We start from the raw sequence: 16,597 nt of genomic DNA on the forward strand, positions 1-16,597 counted from the left end.
TCATAGGATTCTCCTGCTGATATATTTTAGCAGTTAATCTCTATTTCTAAGTGTTCTTATTTAGTGGGGGGATTACCAACACACCAACAGTGAACTCTCCTTCAATAACAAAGCTTGCTCCCAGATAAACAACTATTAAGTTTTCTAAGCCAAAAATTATTCCATTTATGAACTGGAACATCAAATTCAGTTTTTGGGTTTTCAATCCGGCATTTATTTGATTGACGAATAGTGATAACCAACTTGATTTTCTATATTCCTGCTTATCATAACGCTTAATCGCTTTAATACCCCTCATGCTTTCCATGAAGTGTGTGGATTGCTGAGCTGCATGTACAATTTGTTCTTCTGTGGCTCTCTTTAGAGGTATATACCAAATCCATCTCATAAGTGCGTAAACTATTAAAGATAGAATGACTACAATTGATAATGATGGACTATACATAAACATTAGAGTAAGCGTAAAAATCGTCATTAAACCGTCTAAGATAGCGGTCAAAAAGGTTGTGGTTAACGTCGATTGAATAGCATCAATGGAACTAAATCGAGAAACAACATCTCCTAAATGCCGTTTTTGGAAATATGCAGTTGGTAAGTGTAATAAATGATCAAATATATTTGATTTCCATTGCACGTTTAAAGTCGTAGACAAATACATTCCAATCCAGGACTGGAGTAAGCCGATACTATTATTGAGTAACATTAATAGACCGAAGCCAATAACTAAAGTTGACAATAAGTTAATATCAGCAGATAAAATGACATGATCTATCACCCACTGCATAAAAAGCGGTGTCACTAAAGAGAAGAGTTCTAATACTAAAGCTAAGGCAAAGACCTGACTTAGTGAAAGCCATATCCCCTTTATACCTCCAAAGAGACGGAATATATTAATAGCTGTTTTTTCAGTTTTCTGTTCAAAATTTGCATTTGTCCATAACTCTAAAGCGACACCTGTAAAGTATTTGGAAGCATCTTTGATACTTATACTTCTCTCACCTAAAGCAGGATCCAGAACAGTTAGCTTTCTCATTGAAACAGACGTCAAAACAACAAAATGATTCATGTTCCAATGTAGGATACAAGGCAATCTCAACTGGTTTAACTCTTCTAAGTCTAATCTTACAGGTCGAGTTTTTAAATCAATACTATTTGCAATGGCAATGATTCTTTGAAGTGTTGCACCTTTTTGAGAGATTGGATGTTTTTGCCTTAAAGTAAATAGGTCAGTATAGTAACCATAATAACTGGAAATCATAGCTAGACATGCAAGACCGCATTCCGAGGATTCAGTTTGTAGAATAATTTTAGTTCGTCTGGTAAGACTGAAAGATAACGATTTTAAATAACTATTATTTGTCACGATTCTATATTTTTCCAGTTATGCTGTATATTGGTTCTAGTACCCATTCATATAGCTTGCGACGTTCTTGTAATACATCTGCTTCTAAAGTCATACCTACTTGTAATGGTAAATTTTTACCGTACGCCTTAATATCCTGACGCCTTAGGACAGCCTGTACTAAGTACATAGGTTCATTGTTTATTTGTTCCTGTAAAGATACTGTGCCAATACTAGGAATGTTTTGAGCGGCTATAGCTGTTTTGGCAATTGAACTGATTTTCGCTTTAGCATGTCCAAACTTTTGATAAGGATAAGCTTGATACCGTAACAAAACTATATCGCCAACATTCATAAATCCAATTGCACGATCTGGTACGTATAACTGTGCAACCAATATATTATTCTGGGGTAAAATAGTCATTAGCGGTTTAGTAGTGTCTATATATTGTCCAGTTTGAACATATATGCTACTGACAACACCAGGCTGTGAAGCTCGAATGACTGAACTTTCACTTGCTTTTACTTCTACCGACTGCTGTTCATTGTCATATGATAATCTATCCAGTTGAGATAATTGGTTTTTATGCTCATGCTTTAGCTGCTCTACACTATATAACTGTTCATTAATTTGCTTTTCTAATGAAAATTTATTACTTTCTAAACTCTCTTTTCTTTCAACTGCTAGGAGGTACTCCATTTTTTTTGAGTCGAAATCCTCTTTAGAAACTGCACCTATTTCTACTATCGAGCTATAGCTTTCATATAATCTCTTTTTAGTTTCTATTTCTTCGTCTTGTAGTGTTATTGATGCCACTATTTGATTCAGTTCACTCTCTAACCTTGATTTTTGCATAAGATAAATTTGAACCTGAAGTTCATGTGCTTTATTAACTTGATACTTTTCTACACTAAGAGCAACTGCTTTATTATCTAACTCTTTATCTATCGCAGATGATGTACTTCCTTCATTGTCATACCTCACAGTTGAAATACTGTAAAGCAGATCATCTTTTTCAACTACCTGACCTTCAGTGACTAGCTGTTCGCTAACAAGACCTTGTGAGCTGCTGTAAACTTGTATTAAGCCATCCTTTGGAACAAGCTGACCTTGTACTGTATTACGTTTAGTATAACTTCCAAAAAAAACAAAAGTGATAATAACCAAACCTATAGCTATCGAACATAAGGTCAAGACAGTAAAGCTAAAGGGACGAGTTAAAATAACGTTACCTGCCCATTTCTGGCTTTTTGCTTCTAAAACCTCTTCCCGAAAAATATTTTTATTATTAGACATAGCTTATTCTTAGTAAAGTTGGCTAAGTAGTAAATCACTTTACTATCGAAATAACGTCATTTAATGCTAGATTAAACAATAGATTATTAACCTTATCTTTATCAAAATTATTAAACTCTGCCAAAATATCTTCAACAGAAACAATAGATCTGTCGAATAAAAATCTTACTAATTTCTCGCTGATATCATCAATAGTTATCTTATTTCCATTGATTACTACAAAATTATCTTCAGAAAAATATAAAAAGTTCGTATTTACAACTACTTTTGTATTTATATGAAGTGAATTCGAATTACTATTACCTAAAACATCTAGTGACAGTTGCGTAGGCAATCTTTGATTGCCTATATGTTGACTTAAAAACTCCTCATAGTAGGATTTATCATTTAAAATTTCTGAAAAGTCTCTAGAAATATCTTTCAATACCTGCTCATCACTTTCAAACGAGCTAAGGTTACGACGACATCCTAATATATTTGGAGTATGCTTAAGTAACCAATTAATATATTCAAATCCAGTAGGAGCAAAAGTACCAACTGCCAAATGGAATGTTTCTTCTCCTATAGGTAATGGGTTATGCCACCAGCCTCGAGGAACATAAAGGATGTCTCCAGCTTCTAAAATAACATCCATATATACTTCTTCAGGCTCTTTAATATCTTTGAAGTTTTTTGTTTGTTGCATATACAAAGGTAGCTCAAAATTTGGTGCTTTTAATATCCAACGCTTTCTTCCTATCAGCTGTACCGCAAACACATCTCTCGTATCCCAATGAGCCATATAAGACGACTTATTACTAAAAGCAGCATAACCACTCGTAACAACATGAGCACTAGCAAAGTTCGCGATTTGCTTGCTGATTTGATCTATTTTAGGCTCATTAGTAATACGGTTATAGACCAATGTCGCACCATTTCTCAAATAGTCATACACTACTGGACGAACCATACGAAATTCAGTCTTACCAAGATTGTCGTAACTTTCAATATATTTATCTTTTGAAACTGGATATCCATTCATTAATTTGAAGCTTTCATCGGATACATCAGCACGACTGTATACTTCGTTTACATAATCCCAGCTAAGTTTTAAATCTTTTACTACACTTTTTAATAGAAAAGGTTTCTTGTAAAGATACTCTGAATCAAAATCACTCTGATCAATATTAAAGTTTATTCTCATTAGATTCTCACTAAAAACATAAACCTTGAGTTTTTTAATCAAGGTTTATGTTTTATAAATTAATTAGGGGTTTTTAGTAGTCGCAACCATCAGAATAGTTATCCCCAGACTTGCTTGTCACCTTATCAATTCCTGTTGATACCCAACTTTGAACTGGGGTATTATCATTAAGCCATCCACCAAATGCATAACCACCTTTAAAAGCTAACGCTGCGGGGGATCTTCTAGCGGCAAGGCTTATCGCTGCCCCTGCTACTTTAACACCAGTAGACGGGTTATAATTTTTAAGATCATTAGCATTAAGACCTCCTGAAACTAAATTTAACTCGGTTAAACATAACTCTCTCATAACTTACTCCTAATTTAAAATCAAAAAAATATGATATACATTATTACACCAATGAATACAAGGGAGAAAACATCATCAAATAGTATTATTAATTTATGCCAAATTTTATCCTTATTATTATTGTGGTAAATGGAATTATCGTTGTATCTATTTATAAAATCATCATCACTTATATGACGTTTTTTTTTCGACAAAAAGATATTTTGATTTAGATCTACAGGTATGAAAACTTGCTTCAAAGCTCCGAAGAATATTGATAGTGATATTAAAGCAGATGAGACATCTTTATTAAAAGAAGAATATATAAACATACAAAAACTAATAGCTAAAACGAAAATGAAAAATTTTCGGTAGCTTCCTTTTCTATAACTCAAGGCATTTCTTAACATCAAATCTCCTATGTTATTAAATTAATTAAATTTCTTGCGAAAATTTCACTTCATCAAATTTCATAAATAAGAAGCCAATGACTAGCTGAAAACAATGTGCGAAACCTAAAGTAGTAAACCATATTAATGAACAGTTGTTTTCTATAGAAAACGAATAATAATGCTAGTGATAATCATTGTCAACAATTATATTATATTCAGTATAGAAAAAATTACCTATACCCTATTAGAACTATCAAAATAGACTTCCTAATAAGTTAATTAAAACAGACTACTAAGCTCCTCACATATATAAAGGCTAATTATGACCACTTATAAACTTGACACCGAAACGACGGGACTTATTGAACCGCATATGATTGAAGCGGCCTATTCTATTGTTGAAATAAACGGTGGCAAGGTATTTGTATTACAAGCTCAGCGAGCGAAACGCTTCAATCCTCTAAAATAAATTAGCTTGAGCTCTATGGCGATATCACACATCTGTGATGAGGGTGTGATGTGGCGAATAGCCAAGGTCATGAGATAAGTGATGTGAAAAGCCTATATGAGTTTAGCGAAATAGCACGTGTACCGAAGCATTTAAGTTTTGGTAAACATAAGGATGAGGCTATTGCAGATTTGGTTACCCATTCAGATGGGGCTGGATATCTTAAATGGCTGCTTAAACAAGATAGTGTTGATCCTTATCTAGTTCAAGCTTGCCAGCAAGTATTAGAGTCGGTATAAGTAAACCGATGTAGTTAGTTTTATGATAAGAAAAAATATATTCGCTAAGTAGCTCGATGAACATTGGGATTTGAATAACTGCTGATGGAGTCTGCTTGCAAAGCTTATTACTATGGTCTCTTCAGCATAATTCATCTGCATATCATCGTGATACCACCTGATAATCAAATGAGAATGGCTACACCTGGATCAATGAAGGAAACTGTCATTCGAATGGCAGTTATTCACTCCATACCTTGGATTCGTAAAAAATAGATAAATTTTGCCAAGCAAGCACGCCAATCTAATAGAACAATTGTCAGCAGAGAGACACATTACTTATGGGATATACGTTACCAGCTTGAGGTTGTTGAATTGGATGCAAATCAAAGCCTATTACGTAGCGTTAAAGTAAAAGGCGGCAAGTTTATCTTGACTGTCAGTATTGAAACATCAACTGCTGATAAATTAAAAACATTGAATGAGTACTATCGCGCCCGACTAAAATCTCGTGCTCCTGATTTAATTAGCAAATGGTCTGAGCAGATAGATGTAACTGCCTCAGGTTGACAAGTACAGAAAATGAATACCAAGTAGGATAGCTATAATATTGAATGAGGACGAATACTACTTAATTTTGAACTGGCTAAAAAGCCCCTTCCTTGTTTAGAATGCATTATTGTGCATGAGCTATTATACTTTAAAGAACAACAGCATAACGATAGATTTAAAGCTTCATTAGATACACACATGCCTGACTGGAGATCGAGACGTGATTTACTTAATCGAATGCCTTTTGGCAATGGCTTGGATAGCTGACCATGTAGAGGGATAGTCGTTTGCTGCTTCAATCAGCATGCGAACGGCGCGTTCTTTAATCTCAGGAGTGTAGGTTTGTCTTTTCATTGTAGTATTTTCTCAGAATGTTGAGTCTCCGATAATCCCAGGGCAGTTCATAGCTTCTTATTATCTGATATATATTCGCCACTGTTAAGCTATATAAATCATGTCCATGTACAAATTAAAATTTTTAAATATTTTGACTGATATTCAAAATTCGTGTTGTCCTTAACTAATTTTAACGCTATAAAGGAATAACTTAATAGGCTGGTTTGAAATTTGTTAGGTACTAATTACCTAATTAGTGTGGTAGTAGGAATATTAAGATTATAAGTTCATATACGGCATGATTGATTTTGATATAACTAAAGAAAGGTTGCTAACACTATGCATAATATAGTATTAGCAACCTTTCTTTAGTTAGTGCTTTACTTAGGTGATGTGCTTAATATTGGGGTTTGTTTTAAAACAAGCGAAATTGTAGAAGTACACATGATCTATTCAGCAGATTTTCGAGCGCAAGTGATTAAAAGCGTAAAGTAGAGTGACATGAGTATCCGCTAAGCATGTACTTTCTGTAACATTAGCAAAACCGCTTTACAACGCTGGCTCAAAGACTCAAGCATTAAACAAACTCGGGATAAACCACCGACTAAAATACTGAATGAATCACTCTTAAAGGACGTTGAACAATATCCTAACGGCTATCTGTACGAGCGAGCTAGGCGCTTCAACTGTAGTAAGAACAGTATACATACTGCTTTTAACCCTCTTGGTATCAGTCAAAAAAAAGACACTAGAACATCCAAAGGCCTGTCCGATAAAAAGAGCTAAGTATCTCAATCATTTGAGTGATTATATGATTCAAGGCTATCCCATTGTTTATATGGATGAAAGTGGCTTTGAGCATGAGACCATGAGACCATCAGGCCTTATGGCTATGCATCGATAGGCAAACCTTGTATCGATCGCTACAACTGGCAAGCAAAAAAGCGTACTAATGTCATTGGTGCTCTGTATGGAAAGATGCTGTTTGCGCTTGATTACTTTGAGTAGAACATTAATAGCACCATATTCTCTATTGCTGGTTTAAATACACGCTGATACCGAGCCTTAAAAGAAAATGCGTAATTGTCATGGATATGAGCGAGGATAAAGCAAAGCGCTGCTTTGCCCGAGCGCAAGACGAAGGCTATGCCTAAGTGACTCGGTTTCATAAAAATAAGCATATTTAAAAACTACTGAACAGACATGGCCATCGTATTCTATGGCTACCACCTTATAGCCCTGATCTCAATCCTATTGAAAATAAATTGGCACAAGCAAAGTTTCTATGCCAAAGATGGGTGGAGAATAATCTGTCTATACTGTTTAATGATATAGGCTTTATTTCTTTTATTTTGAACTGACTATAAAGTGATTCATCTTTAACTATGCGAGACAATGATAACTATCAACTCTATTAACAGAGCATTGTCTTTAAAAGTGACGATAAAATTGCTGATTATCTGATGCCATTGTTAATAGTTCATTGTCTTCGGGGGTATCACCATAAGCATAGATACTGTCATACTCAATAAGATTATACCGCGCTTGCACTAGTCGCCGTTTTTGCTGTGAGCTACAGTCACCTTGCTTACTGAATCCCGTAATAATGCCGTCTTTTATATCGACTTCGGTACAAATCAACTCAATACCATGTGTTTTACACCAAGGGGCTAAATAGATATCTAATGATGCTGAGACGATGGTAACAGTATCACCTCTATCTTTATGCCATTGAATACGTTGCATGGCTTTAGGTCGCAGGTAATTTGGCAAATGCTGCTCTGCATAAATCTTACCTTTTACGCGTAAACTATTTTCATTCATGCCTTTAAATGCAAAGCGTAAGATTTTTTTACGAATTTGATGACCTTTCGCCATGCCAAGCTTGTATTTAATCGTAATTGGTAACAGTGCCAATCGACCAAAACGCAATTTATTTTTAGGCGTGGCGAACAGTATGAACTGCGTAAATGTGTCTCTGTCTGTTATTGTGCCGTCAAAATCGAATAAAGCAAGATTCATTTAATCAGCCTATTAAATAGTAAGTATAAATAATTAGAGTATGCTTGAATATTCTTAAAAAAACCTTTTAAAGGAAATAACTATAATGTCATATTCCAAAGGTATTAAGCCGATAATTACTATAGCTGCCATTTCCGATATACACAGTAATGTTTTCGCTCTCGAAGCTGTACTAAAAGATATTAAACAAAGAAATGCTAATCAAATTGTTAACCTTGGCGATATTCTATACGGACCAATTGCTCCTAAAGCCACTTATGAATTGTTGATGGAACATCAAAAAGATATTATTACTATTCGTGGCAATCAACATAAACAGATTTATGAAGCTACGACGGCTGATATTGATAGCAACCCAACTCTACAGTTCATTGTAGAAGACTTACCCAATGAAGCTATCCAATGGATGCAAGCGTTGCCTTTCGACTATGAATTAGATAAAAATGTTTATCTATGCCACGGCTCGCCAACTGATGATACGGTATACCTGTTAGAAAATGTAGAAACTGGTCAGCCAATAGTGCGTAGCGATACAGATATTTTGAGCATACTTAACGATATTGATAAGCCTATTATTATATGCGGTCATACTCACACCCCACGTATGGTAAAGTTATCGACAGGTCAAATTGTAATTAATACTGTGAGTGTGGGCTACCCTGCCTATACTGATGACTTACCTGTTGTCCATAAGATGCAAAATTACTCTCCTGATGCAAGCTATGCTCTTGTAAAATGTATTGAAACCGAACAAGGGAAACAGTGGAAAGTTGAACATATCAAAGTCCCTTACGATTTTGAAGCGGCCGCTAAACTGGCTTTAAAAAACAATCGCAAAGATTGGGAGTTTGCATTAAAGACTGGACGAGCTTTGTAGATATGGTAAATTAAAAATAACTTAAAATACCCTCGAAAATCCCGCTGTATGTACACCACAAAGTACAATGCCATGATTTATAACAGCTTAGATTACAGCTGAACACTCAAGTCCTCATTTTCATAAATCACTTCTAAAAAAAACGTAGAGTAGATATGCAAACAAAGATAGAAACAAACCGCCTTTATTTAAGACAATGGCAGAAGATGGACTTAGAGCCATTTTCTAAAATGAATTCGGATAAGGACGTAATGGAGTATTTCCCTAAGCTACTATCAAAAGAAGAAAGTGATGCCATGGCTTCAAAATGCCAATCGCTTATAGAAAAAAGAGGCTGGGGAATTTGGGCAGTAAGCCTAAAAGATAGTGGTGCTTTCATAGGATTTGTAGGCTTACATCAACCGCAATATGATTTCCCATTCAACCCTTGCATTGAAATAGGTTGGAGATTAGATAAAGAGTTCTGGGGCTATGGCTACGCAACGGAAGCCGCAAATGCTGCTTTAAAATTTGCTTTCGAAGAACTAAAACTTAATGAGGTAGTATCGTTCACTTCAAAGATAAATAAACGTTCACAACTAGTCATGCAACGCCTTAAGATGAAGAATACGGAAAAAGACTTTTACCACCCTGCTTTTGAGGTAACAGACCCACTTACCGAATACGTATTATACAAAATAACCCAAAAACAATGGATAGAAGGCAGAAAAGAATAAGGGCTGTTAAGAGCTCTAATCTTGCCCGCATTAATGCCAATGCATGTCCGCTGAGACACATACCGCACAATTGCTCTTGTAGGGGCGTTAATAGAATTCAGCTATTATCACACTCAATTAGTACGCATGAGCTAAATTGACACGATGGAGTGTGTACACCAACCATTATTGGGGTAGGTAGTGATATCTTAAATTGCGAGGTGGCATAATAAAAACGCTTCACATAACTCAAACGCTCTGCTTTGTCGTAAATGGCAAACAAACACATGCCAACAAGCATAGATAGGAATTGAAGGCTTTCATATACCGTTTTTGACACTCTGCCTTTTACCAAGTATTTGCCAGCCATTTTCTCTACTGAAACACAGGCCAGGTTCATATCACACCAATCAATGGTCAATGTATTTTTCTAGGTCATTAAATTCTTCGACGCTGTAGTCCTCTAAGATATGCTTATTATAGTTGCCATCTGCAGTAAGCTTTTTGACTCGCTCGTAGAGATGTGGCGGTTCAAATTGGTTGTAGGCAATTTTTCGTAAGTGGAAGATAGCCAAATGTGCTGCCAAATACTGATAGTCAGGTGTTTCTTCTGACATGAGGTCAGCTGCAGACTTAATAATGGTTTCGTGGATATCACGCGTTTCAATCTGATCGTAGAACTGTATGTGAAATTTAACCTCTACTTGTGACACGGATACATTTTCTAGTCCTTCTGCTGCCCAAGCGATTACTTTGTGAATTTTATCGAGATTCATATCTTCTAAGTGTCCATCTCTTTTCGTTACTTGAATATTATCGAGATGAGTCACTGTATTTCTCCGTACTTATCAGTTATTTAGCTGCTTGCGGTTTATGCTGGTAAACAATCTTATTAATGGTTTCATTGGTACTGTTAATTAGGTAGTGTTGACTCATTCCACCACTCTCTATTTTTTACTGTAAGTAGATACTTATAATTAACCTCGTTATCGTTTTACTAAAAAATTAAGAACCAGCTAATGATTAGTTGGTCCAGTTATCATGAGTTGCAAATTACAATTTATTTACTCTTGAATAACCATTGCCAGTCATCCAATATCATAGTATATCTAAACGTAATATTAAATCTTAATTTATTATGACCTTGTTTCAGTGTGATTGCTAGAAAATCATATTCTCTTTGCCTTAAAAATAAACCATTAAAAAAATTAAAAAACTAATTGAAACTCTTTTCTACAGGATTTTTTCATTTATAGGTGTGTATAGCTAGAGGTAGATACCTACAGGTATCTACAGGAAAAACTATAGGCAACTATAGGAAAACATCTATAGGAGGTTCTCTGTAATGCTTTATTGTTATGGTCTACAAGAGAAATCAATATCTTAAAGGACGCACCCCAATATCTTAAAGGACGCACCCCAATATCTTAAAGGACGCACCTCAATATCTTAAAGGACGCACCTCAATATCTTAAAGGACGCACCTCAATATCTTAAAGGACGCACCTCAATATCTTAAAGGACGCGGATAACTATGCCTATCCACAGGGTTATAAACAAGGTTATCCCCACCCTAATTTAGACCCAAAAAAAACACCAATTTTGACTGGATCAAAAGCGGTGTCTTGGATGCTAAATAAGCTTTATTTTGACACGTTAATCATCATTATCTTTAGGTGTGTTTGGAATGATATAAGCACCTTTTCTAGTTTTAATAGGGCTTATGCTAGGTTCAAGTATCACCAGGTCGTTAGTGTAACGAACTTTCATTTGCGGCTGGATGGTCAGTATTTTATCAACGGCCTTTTTTAATTTCTGTTTAGCCGATGCGCTATTCTTATTATTGCTGCCAAACTGAGCCATAAAATCATCCCAGCGAATACGGGTGGTTTGACGAACACTAAGTAAGCGCGCCAGCAAAAATACATAGACATCAAATTCAAGAGCACCGCTTAATGCTTCCAATACTCTGCTATCTAACGGGGCCGCTGACTTCTCGCAAAGTTGGTAAAATTTATCATCTAACGTGACATGGTTCGTTTCATCGCCGCCTTTCTCAATACGGATTGAGTCTAGAATACCGCAGCGGTTGATGTTGATATCTTCATCATCTTTTTTGACTTTGAGTTCGATAAACATGGTTGCACCTATCAGGCGATACAGCATATCATCAATAATTTTATGCTTACTACCACCGGTACTCATACCCAAGCCTTTGCATAGAGCGCGTATTGACTTCACTGGCACTACTGGCGTTTTATTGATGATTGCGTATGTAGTTAGGTAGGTAATTATTTTTCTCGCAACAATTCCATAAGGCAAGCCGCTATCAGGGTTCGCTATTAAAGTTAAGCGAAGATCACCATTCATGCGTGAAAAGGTAAGATCGATTGTCTGAGAGATAGGTAAGGTTGTTTTGGATAAATATGGCGGGTAATAACAAAGCGTTCTTGCTTCATTGGCACATACATCCTGAACCTCGCTACAGGCTCGAACAAACTCCATTTCTCGTCTACTGAGGTCTTTGCTTGACCGACTATCTTCTGAATTGTTGTCGGTTGTCTTGCCGCTTTGCATTGGATTGCTAAGTGCGCAGCCAATTTGTATTTGCAGGTGAGGTTTTTCAAAATCGTTTAAGCCAAATCCGAAGAAATTATATGGTTCGAAATCTTGATTTTCAGGGCTTGATGATGGTTTCGCTAGCATGGTTTTTGACCCTTGCCAACCCGTACTTTTATGCTACAATGTCGTTATAACAAGTTGTACGGAAGGCATGATTTTAAAGGTGATTGTTGATGTTTCTTGTTATCTTAATACTGACTCCCAGTCTGCATTAAGAACACCTAGTTTGTCATGAATAGCACACTTTTCCTGAAGTGTGCTTTTTTTGTGCTCAAACTAAGTGTCTGATGGTACTACTTAGTCACGCATTTTGCAAAACAATAATATATCGTAACGTTACATATACAACGTAAAGAACTCTAAACAAACTCCTGTGTCTCTTGTGACCTATCTAAGAACTATTGCCTATCATTCACTGTATACAGTCGTATACTCTTTAAATGAAAGAGTATGGTGTTTTAGAATAGATAAAAAACTCTTTTATTTTTAATTTTTCATCGACTATAGCTAACAATTCAGATATTCCTCATCTCCTAGAAAACACCCTTTTAAAATCACTCTATCAGAACTATAAACATGAGCATGTGACTCTTTTCTGCCCCTTCCTAATAACGGTTGCCTTTATATAGTTGAATTACTTCAAAATTCATACAGTGCGCCTAGAATGAATTTTTCGTAGACTCTGTGATAACAGCAAGCAAGGAAAATTTATACCAGTCGCACATAGCTATAACGTAGCGCTTTTATTTTGAACTGACTATACTTAGCTGTTTTTTTGATAGATCATGTGTATTGCAACCGTGCATATGCAGTCCCTAGATTGTCGCAATACTTTCAGAAACTTATTATTCTCAGAGAATAAGATAAAGAATAGACTCTACGAGTCTGTGTTTAATAGCAAACAATTGGAACGTACATCATTTGGAAAAGATAATCTCAATGAATAAGCTATATAAAATGGAAACCTTGCTAATATTTAGGTTGAGTTGGATGTCTTATGATGCGTTATATTGACTCCTGCCGTCAAAGCCGTACAACTAAACTTGGGAGATTTTAATTACGCAGCCTTACGGTAAAAGTCAAACCACACCTGTCTTGGCGATCTATAGCCTATACTTTTTTGAATCCTAGTCTGGTTGTAGTACAGCTCGATATATATTGTGATTTCGTTGATCGCTGTAAACCTTATTTTATAGTCGTGATGGTATATTCCAGCGGAACCATCTAAAAAGGCTCATTAATCAATTAATAGACTACTCATAGTAGACTGCTGTAGTGGAACTACTTGATGCGCAGGAATCAGTTTCGATCTTTCCTTAACGACATCCGCAATCAGCTGTCGGGAACACTTGGCCATTTTTTGAATATCAGAATAACTATGACCTGATTCGAGTAGACTGGCAATAATCTTACGCTTCTCCGTATCCTTTCTACGTCCTGAATACTTACCTTCTGCCTTAGCACGAGCAATACCTTGCATCTGACGGTTAAGGCGATCTTCATAGTCTTTTCGAGCAATGGCTGCGAGCATATCTAACATCATCGAGTTAATGGCCTGTAATATACTGCTCATAAATTCAGTGCTGCGTTCAGGTTGAAGCGCCATATATGAGGTAGGCAGCTCTTTTGATACGATAGATAGCTTTTTTTCTGATAGCATTCTTTTGAGCGTATCCCAATCAGCTTGGTTCGCACCAAAGTAGCTCCTGATTCGTTTTCGACATAGAAGGCGGCAATCTTGTGGCCATGATCGTTGGCAAATGCTATGAGTTCGCTTTTGGCACGCTTAGCGTCTTGTTCTTTGGTAGACGCTCGTAGATACGCTCTGATAAACATAAACACCTGAAACAGTCTGTTTTAAGTGGTCTGTTAATAGGTTTGAGGGGTGAAATAGCTGGTTTCGTTGAGGTATACTCATAATTTGAACTACCTTACAAAAAATAAAACATGAGAACACGCTACAGCTCTATTAACTTCTAATTAGTATAAGATATATCCAAATAAATATCGTTGTAGTTACTTGTTTACCTAGGATCTCTATATGAATAATAAGATGATAATAATTATTGCTGTCAATGCTGTTTTTGCATTTTGGCTAGGCATCAAAGCTCATGAATTTTATTACGATGATATTTGCTTAGATCTAGGCGGTGGCAAGAACCCAGGCGGTTATCCTATTTGTGTCATTGAACGATAACTATGCTGCGACAATCGACTTCATAGTTATTAACCTTACATATAGTCAGTTCACAATAAAAGAAATACAGCCCATATCACAAAACAGTTTAGGCAGATTATTCTCCATCCAGCCTTGGCGTAGAAACTTTGCTTGTGCCCACTTTTTCTCAATGGGGTTTAGATCAGGACTGTATGGTGGCAGCCATAGAATGCGATGACCATGCCTGTTCAGTAATTTCTGAATACGCTTGCTCTTATGAAACCTGGCATTATCCATAACAATCACGCATTTAGTCTTGAGACTTGGAATTAGCGTGAACTTGCACCAGTCATAAAATATATGGCTGTTGATATTATTTTCAAAGTAATCAAGCGCAAACAGCATCTTTTCATACAGAGCGCCAATGACATTAGTACGCTTTTTTGCTTGCCAGTTGTAGCTGTCAATACAGGGTTTGCCTATTGGTGAGTATCCGTAAGGCCTTATAGTTTCCGACTCAAAGCCGCTTTCATCCATATAGACAATGGGATAGCCTTGCTGCGTAAAGCTATTGAGCTTACTCTGATAAGCCGCTCTTTTTATCAGGCAGGCTTTTGGATGCTCTAAGGTCTTTTTTTGACTGATACCTAGACGTTTTAAAGCAGTGTGCATGCCTGTCTTACTACAGTTGAAGCGCCTAGCTCGCTCGTACAGATAATCATCAGGATATTGTTCAACGTCTTTTAAAAGTCCTTCATTCAGTATTTTAGTTGGTGACTTATCTCGAGTTTGTTTGATATTTGGTTTTTTTAGCCAGCGCTGTAATGCAGTTTTGCTAACATTATAGAAAGTACAAGCCTGACGGATACTCATGTCTTTGTTTTTGACACTTTTAATCACTTGTGCTCGAAAATCTGCTGAATAGGTCATTTGTTCTTCTGCCATTTCGCTTGTTTTAAAACGATTGTATTTTATTTATAAAGAACTGACTATACAATACTGGCAGTTCGATGTCTGTATAGGGAACCAAACCAGTGAGAGCGCCTGATTGGTCCCTTATAGGGTATAGTTGATAACCGTTATTTTTTATGGAGGTTTGTAATGACCACCGTTGTATATCTTCTTGAACACACAGTTAAGGGCTTAGATGATAGTACTAAGATGCTAGGCGTCTACAGTACGAGAGAAGAAGCAGAAAAAGCAATAAATTTTCTTAGTAATAAACTAGGTTTCAGGGATTCATTAGACGATTTTTTAATCGATGAGTATGGGATTGATAAAATCTGTTGGTCTAGCGGTTTCGGCTAATAGCCCTGATATAAACTATCCTAGTTTAACATTCCAGCGCAGAATTCCCCTACTTCTAAAGTAGTGGGATGAATGCGTTATTGATAACTACCCTTACTCTCTATGGTATTATAATTAATAATTATAACGCCAATTAACAACAAGCTCCTTATGACCAAGCAAATCCTAAAAGCCCATAAAGTCAGGCTGTACCCCAATGAAGAACAGCAAATATTCTTTGCTAAATCATTCGGCTGCACACGCTTTATCTGGAATAGGATGCTTAGTGACAAGATTGATCATTACAACGAGCATAAGACCGAGCTTAAAAATACTCCTGCTCAATATAAGAAAGAGTTCGAGTGGCTCAAAGAAGTCGATAGCCTGGCACTGGCTAACGTCCAGCAAAACCTAAGAGCCGCTTATAGTAAATTCTTCAAAGGTTTAGGCTTCCCTAAGTTCAAAAGAAAAGGTCAGCGTGACAGCTACACCACCAATAACCAAAAGGGCACAGTGGCGATCACAGATAGCACTGTCAAACTGCCTAAGATTGGTCATATCATCGCTAAATTTCCAAGCAAGGTAAATGGCTTAATAAAATCAGCGACCATCAGCAAAACCCCATCAGGCAAGTACTATGTCAGTCTATTGGTTGAAACCATCGCTACAACACTGCCAAAAACACACTCTAACATCGGCATTGATTTAGGACTGACTGACTTTATCGTCCTATCAGATGGCAGCAAAGTCGCTAATCCTACCTTTTTATCGAAGCTGCAA

Annotated in this window: 22 protein-coding genes and 2 pseudogenes; 10 read left to right on the forward strand and 14 right to left on the reverse strand. The window is 36.3% G+C overall.

The window, feature by feature from the left end:
• Positions 1-46 precede the first annotated feature (46 nt).
• The 5 genes from AC2FA3_RS14505 to AC2FA3_RS14525 all read right to left on the reverse strand — a co-directional run bounded on the left by AC2FA3_RS14505 (position 47) and on the right by AC2FA3_RS14525 (position 4,560).
• Positions 47-1,363: a peptidase domain-containing ABC transporter gene (locus AC2FA3_RS14505; RefSeq protein WP_490510195.1), complete on the reverse strand. Its 1,317-nt coding sequence runs from the start codon at positions 1,361-1,363 to the stop codon at positions 47-49.
• A gap of 4 nt (positions 1,364-1,367) precedes the next feature.
• Positions 1,368-2,639 carry an HlyD family secretion protein gene (locus AC2FA3_RS14510; protein WP_490510197.1) on the reverse strand — a complete coding sequence of 424 codons (1,272 nt, stop codon included), beginning with the start codon at positions 2,637-2,639 and terminating at the stop codon, positions 1,368-1,370.
• A gap of 34 nt (positions 2,640-2,673) precedes the next feature.
• On the reverse strand, positions 2,674-3,822 hold the full coding sequence (locus AC2FA3_RS14515) for a JmjC domain-containing protein (protein WP_490510199.1): 1,149 nt from the start codon (positions 3,820-3,822) through the stop codon (positions 2,674-2,676).
• A 73-nt stretch (positions 3,823-3,895) separates the two neighbouring features.
• Complete coding sequence (locus AC2FA3_RS14520) at positions 3,896-4,171, reverse strand: hypothetical protein (protein WP_490510200.1); 276 nt, start codon at positions 4,169-4,171, stop codon at positions 3,896-3,898.
• A 20-nt stretch (positions 4,172-4,191) separates the two neighbouring features.
• Entirely contained in the window at positions 4,192-4,560 is a 369-nt protein-coding gene (locus AC2FA3_RS14525; RefSeq protein ID WP_490510201.1) for a hypothetical protein, read from the reverse strand.
• Positions 4,561-4,864: 304 nt separating this feature from the next.
• Here AC2FA3_RS14525 and AC2FA3_RS14530 point away from each other — a divergent pair, with 304 nt between their 5' ends.
• From AC2FA3_RS14530 to AC2FA3_RS14540, 3 genes and pseudogenes are all read left to right on the forward strand, one after another.
• Positions 4,865-5,011 carry a hypothetical protein gene (locus AC2FA3_RS14530; protein ID WP_490510202.1) on the forward strand — a complete coding sequence of 49 codons (147 nt, stop codon included), beginning with the start codon at positions 4,865-4,867 and terminating at the stop codon, positions 5,009-5,011.
• Between the two features lie 50 nt (positions 5,012-5,061).
• On the forward strand, positions 5,062-5,289 hold the full coding sequence (locus AC2FA3_RS14535) for a hypothetical protein (protein WP_490510204.1): 228 nt from the start codon (positions 5,062-5,064) through the stop codon (positions 5,287-5,289).
• A 294-nt stretch (positions 5,290-5,583) separates the two neighbouring features.
• Positions 5,584-6,087 (forward strand): annotated as a pseudogene (locus AC2FA3_RS14540) (M48 family metallopeptidase).
• On the opposite strand, the gene AC2FA3_RS14545 reads toward AC2FA3_RS14540, so the two are convergent.
• Complete coding sequence (locus tag AC2FA3_RS14545; protein WP_490510220.1) at positions 6,046-6,174, reverse strand: hypothetical protein; 129 nt, start codon at positions 6,172-6,174, stop codon at positions 6,046-6,048. The pseudogene AC2FA3_RS14540 and the gene AC2FA3_RS14545 sit on opposite strands and share 42 nt — an antisense overlap.
• A 516-nt stretch (positions 6,175-6,690) precedes the next feature.
• Here AC2FA3_RS14545 and AC2FA3_RS14550 point away from each other — a divergent pair.
• Positions 6,691-6,942 (forward strand): IS630 transposase-related protein, encoded by a 252-nt coding sequence (locus tag AC2FA3_RS14550; RefSeq protein ID WP_490510218.1) that lies wholly within the window; start codon positions 6,691-6,693, stop codon positions 6,940-6,942.
• Positions 6,943-7,349: 407 nt separating this feature from the next.
• The gene (locus AC2FA3_RS14555; protein ID WP_490510219.1) at positions 7,350-7,517 is read left to right on the forward strand and encodes a transposase; all 168 of its coding nucleotides are present in this window, start codon (positions 7,350-7,352) and stop codon (positions 7,515-7,517) included.
• Positions 7,518-7,587: 70 nt separating this feature from the next.
• On the opposite strand, the gene AC2FA3_RS14560 is transcribed toward AC2FA3_RS14555, so the two are convergent.
• Positions 7,588-8,178, reverse strand: a complete 591-nt coding sequence (locus AC2FA3_RS14560; RefSeq protein ID WP_490510205.1) for an HAD-IB family hydrolase — start codon at positions 8,176-8,178, stop codon at positions 7,588-7,590.
• Between the two features lie 85 nt (positions 8,179-8,263).
• Here AC2FA3_RS14560 and AC2FA3_RS14565 point away from each other — a divergent pair, with 85 nt between their 5' ends.
• Together AC2FA3_RS14565 and AC2FA3_RS14570 are read left to right on the forward strand one after the other, a co-directional pair.
• A complete protein-coding gene (locus AC2FA3_RS14565; protein ID WP_490510206.1) occupies positions 8,264-9,055 on the forward strand; it encodes a metallophosphoesterase family protein in 792 nt (263 codons plus the stop codon).
• 155 nt (positions 9,056-9,210) lie between these two features.
• Positions 9,211-9,771 (forward strand): GNAT family N-acetyltransferase, encoded by a 561-nt coding sequence (locus tag AC2FA3_RS14570; protein WP_490510207.1) that lies wholly within the window; start codon positions 9,211-9,213, stop codon positions 9,769-9,771.
• Positions 9,772-9,868: 97 nt separating this feature from the next.
• Here the strand turns inward: AC2FA3_RS14570 and AC2FA3_RS14575 are convergent, their stop codons facing one another.
• The 6 genes and pseudogenes from AC2FA3_RS14575 to AC2FA3_RS14600 all read right to left on the reverse strand — a co-directional run bounded on the left by AC2FA3_RS14575 (position 9,869) and on the right by AC2FA3_RS14600 (position 14,208).
• Complete coding sequence (locus AC2FA3_RS14575; RefSeq protein WP_490510208.1) at positions 9,869-10,150, reverse strand: ribonucleotide reductase N-terminal alpha domain-containing protein; 282 nt, start codon at positions 10,148-10,150, stop codon at positions 9,869-9,871.
• A gap of 10 nt (positions 10,151-10,160) precedes the next feature.
• Complete coding sequence (locus AC2FA3_RS14580; RefSeq protein ID WP_490510209.1) at positions 10,161-10,580, reverse strand: ATP cone domain-containing protein; 420 nt, start codon at positions 10,578-10,580, stop codon at positions 10,161-10,163.
• A gap of 826 nt (positions 10,581-11,406) precedes the next feature.
• A complete protein-coding gene (locus AC2FA3_RS14585) occupies positions 11,407-12,456 on the reverse strand; it encodes a replication initiation protein (RefSeq protein ID WP_490510210.1) in 1,050 nt (349 codons plus the stop codon).
• A 973-nt stretch (positions 12,457-13,429) separates the two neighbouring features.
• Positions 13,430-13,582: pseudogene (locus AC2FA3_RS14590) on the reverse strand (IS3-like element ISPar1 family transposase); the annotation flags it as partial.
• Positions 13,583-13,609: 27 nt separating this feature from the next.
• The gene (locus AC2FA3_RS14595) at positions 13,610-13,945 is read right to left on the reverse strand and encodes a hypothetical protein (protein ID WP_490510211.1); all 336 of its coding nucleotides are present in this window, start codon (positions 13,943-13,945) and stop codon (positions 13,610-13,612) included.
• A complete protein-coding gene (locus tag AC2FA3_RS14600) occupies positions 13,942-14,208 on the reverse strand; it encodes a hypothetical protein (RefSeq protein ID WP_490510213.1) in 267 nt (88 codons plus the stop codon). The genes AC2FA3_RS14595 and AC2FA3_RS14600 overlap by 4 nt, the downstream gene beginning before the upstream one ends.
• Before the next feature lie 205 nt (positions 14,209-14,413).
• Between AC2FA3_RS14600 and AC2FA3_RS14605 the strand changes: the two genes are divergently transcribed.
• A complete protein-coding gene (locus AC2FA3_RS14605) occupies positions 14,414-14,569 on the forward strand; it encodes a hypothetical protein (protein WP_095570665.1) in 156 nt (51 codons plus the stop codon).
• 45 nt (positions 14,570-14,614) lie between these two features.
• Here AC2FA3_RS14605 and AC2FA3_RS14610 read toward each other — a convergent pair whose 3' ends face one another.
• Positions 14,615-15,475: an IS630 family transposase gene (locus AC2FA3_RS14610; protein ID WP_490510214.1), complete on the reverse strand. Its 861-nt coding sequence runs from the start codon at positions 15,473-15,475 to the stop codon at positions 14,615-14,617.
• 156 nt (positions 15,476-15,631) lie between these two features.
• On the opposite strand from AC2FA3_RS14610, the gene AC2FA3_RS14615 reads away from it, so the two are divergent.
• Entirely contained in the window at positions 15,632-15,838 is a 207-nt protein-coding gene (locus AC2FA3_RS14615) for a DUF7336 domain-containing protein (RefSeq protein WP_490510215.1), read from the forward strand.
• A gap of 150 nt (positions 15,839-15,988) precedes the next feature.
• Positions 15,989-16,597 (forward strand): RNA-guided endonuclease TnpB family protein (locus tag AC2FA3_RS14620; RefSeq protein ID WP_490510217.1); only part of this gene is annotated, 609 nt, incomplete at its 3' end.

It is taken from the genome of Janibacter sp. CoH_79_TC_3, assembly GCF_058197955.1.

Coding starts and splice junctions, on each gene's coding strand:
- AC2FA3_RS14510 (WP_490510197.1), bottom strand. CDS start 2,639: ATGTCTAATAATAAAAATATTTTTCGGGAAGAGGTTTTAGAAGCAAAA.
- AC2FA3_RS14515 (WP_490510199.1), bottom strand. CDS start 3,822: ATGAGAATAAACTTTAATATTGATCAGAGTGATTTTGATTCAGAGTAT.
- AC2FA3_RS14520 (WP_490510200.1), bottom strand. CDS start 4,171: ATGAGAGAGTTATGTTTAACCGAGTTAAATTTAGTTTCAGGAGGTCTT.
- AC2FA3_RS14525 (WP_490510201.1), bottom strand. CDS start 4,560: ATGTTAAGAAATGCCTTGAGTTATAGAAAAGGAAGCTACCGAAAATTT.
- AC2FA3_RS14530 (WP_490510202.1), top strand. CDS start 4,865: ATGACCACTTATAAACTTGACACCGAAACGACGGGACTTATTGAACCG.
- AC2FA3_RS14545 (WP_490510220.1), bottom strand. CDS start 6,174: ATGAAAAGACAAACCTACACTCCTGAGATTAAAGAACGCGCCGTTCGC.
- AC2FA3_RS14560 (WP_490510205.1), bottom strand. CDS start 8,178: ATGAATCTTGCTTTATTCGATTTTGACGGCACAATAACAGACAGAGAC.
- AC2FA3_RS14565 (WP_490510206.1), top strand. CDS start 8,264: ATGTCATATTCCAAAGGTATTAAGCCGATAATTACTATAGCTGCCATT.
- AC2FA3_RS14570 (WP_490510207.1), top strand. CDS start 9,211: ATGCAAACAAAGATAGAAACAAACCGCCTTTATTTAAGACAATGGCAG.
- AC2FA3_RS14575 (WP_490510208.1), bottom strand. CDS start 10,150: ATGAACCTGGCCTGTGTTTCAGTAGAGAAAATGGCTGGCAAATACTTG.
- AC2FA3_RS14585 (WP_490510210.1), bottom strand. CDS start 12,456: ATGCTAGCGAAACCATCATCAAGCCCTGAAAATCAAGATTTCGAACCA.
- AC2FA3_RS14595 (WP_490510211.1), bottom strand. CDS start 13,945: ATGAGCAGTATATTACAGGCCATTAACTCGATGATGTTAGATATGCTC.
- AC2FA3_RS14600 (WP_490510213.1), bottom strand. CDS start 14,208: ATGTTTATCAGAGCGTATCTACGAGCGTCTACCAAAGAACAAGACGCT.
- AC2FA3_RS14605 (WP_095570665.1), top strand. CDS start 14,414: ATGAATAATAAGATGATAATAATTATTGCTGTCAATGCTGTTTTTGCA.
- AC2FA3_RS14610 (WP_490510214.1), bottom strand. CDS start 15,475: ATGGCAGAAGAACAAATGACCTATTCAGCAGATTTTCGAGCACAAGTG.
- AC2FA3_RS14615 (WP_490510215.1), top strand. CDS start 15,632: ATGACCACCGTTGTATATCTTCTTGAACACACAGTTAAGGGCTTAGAT.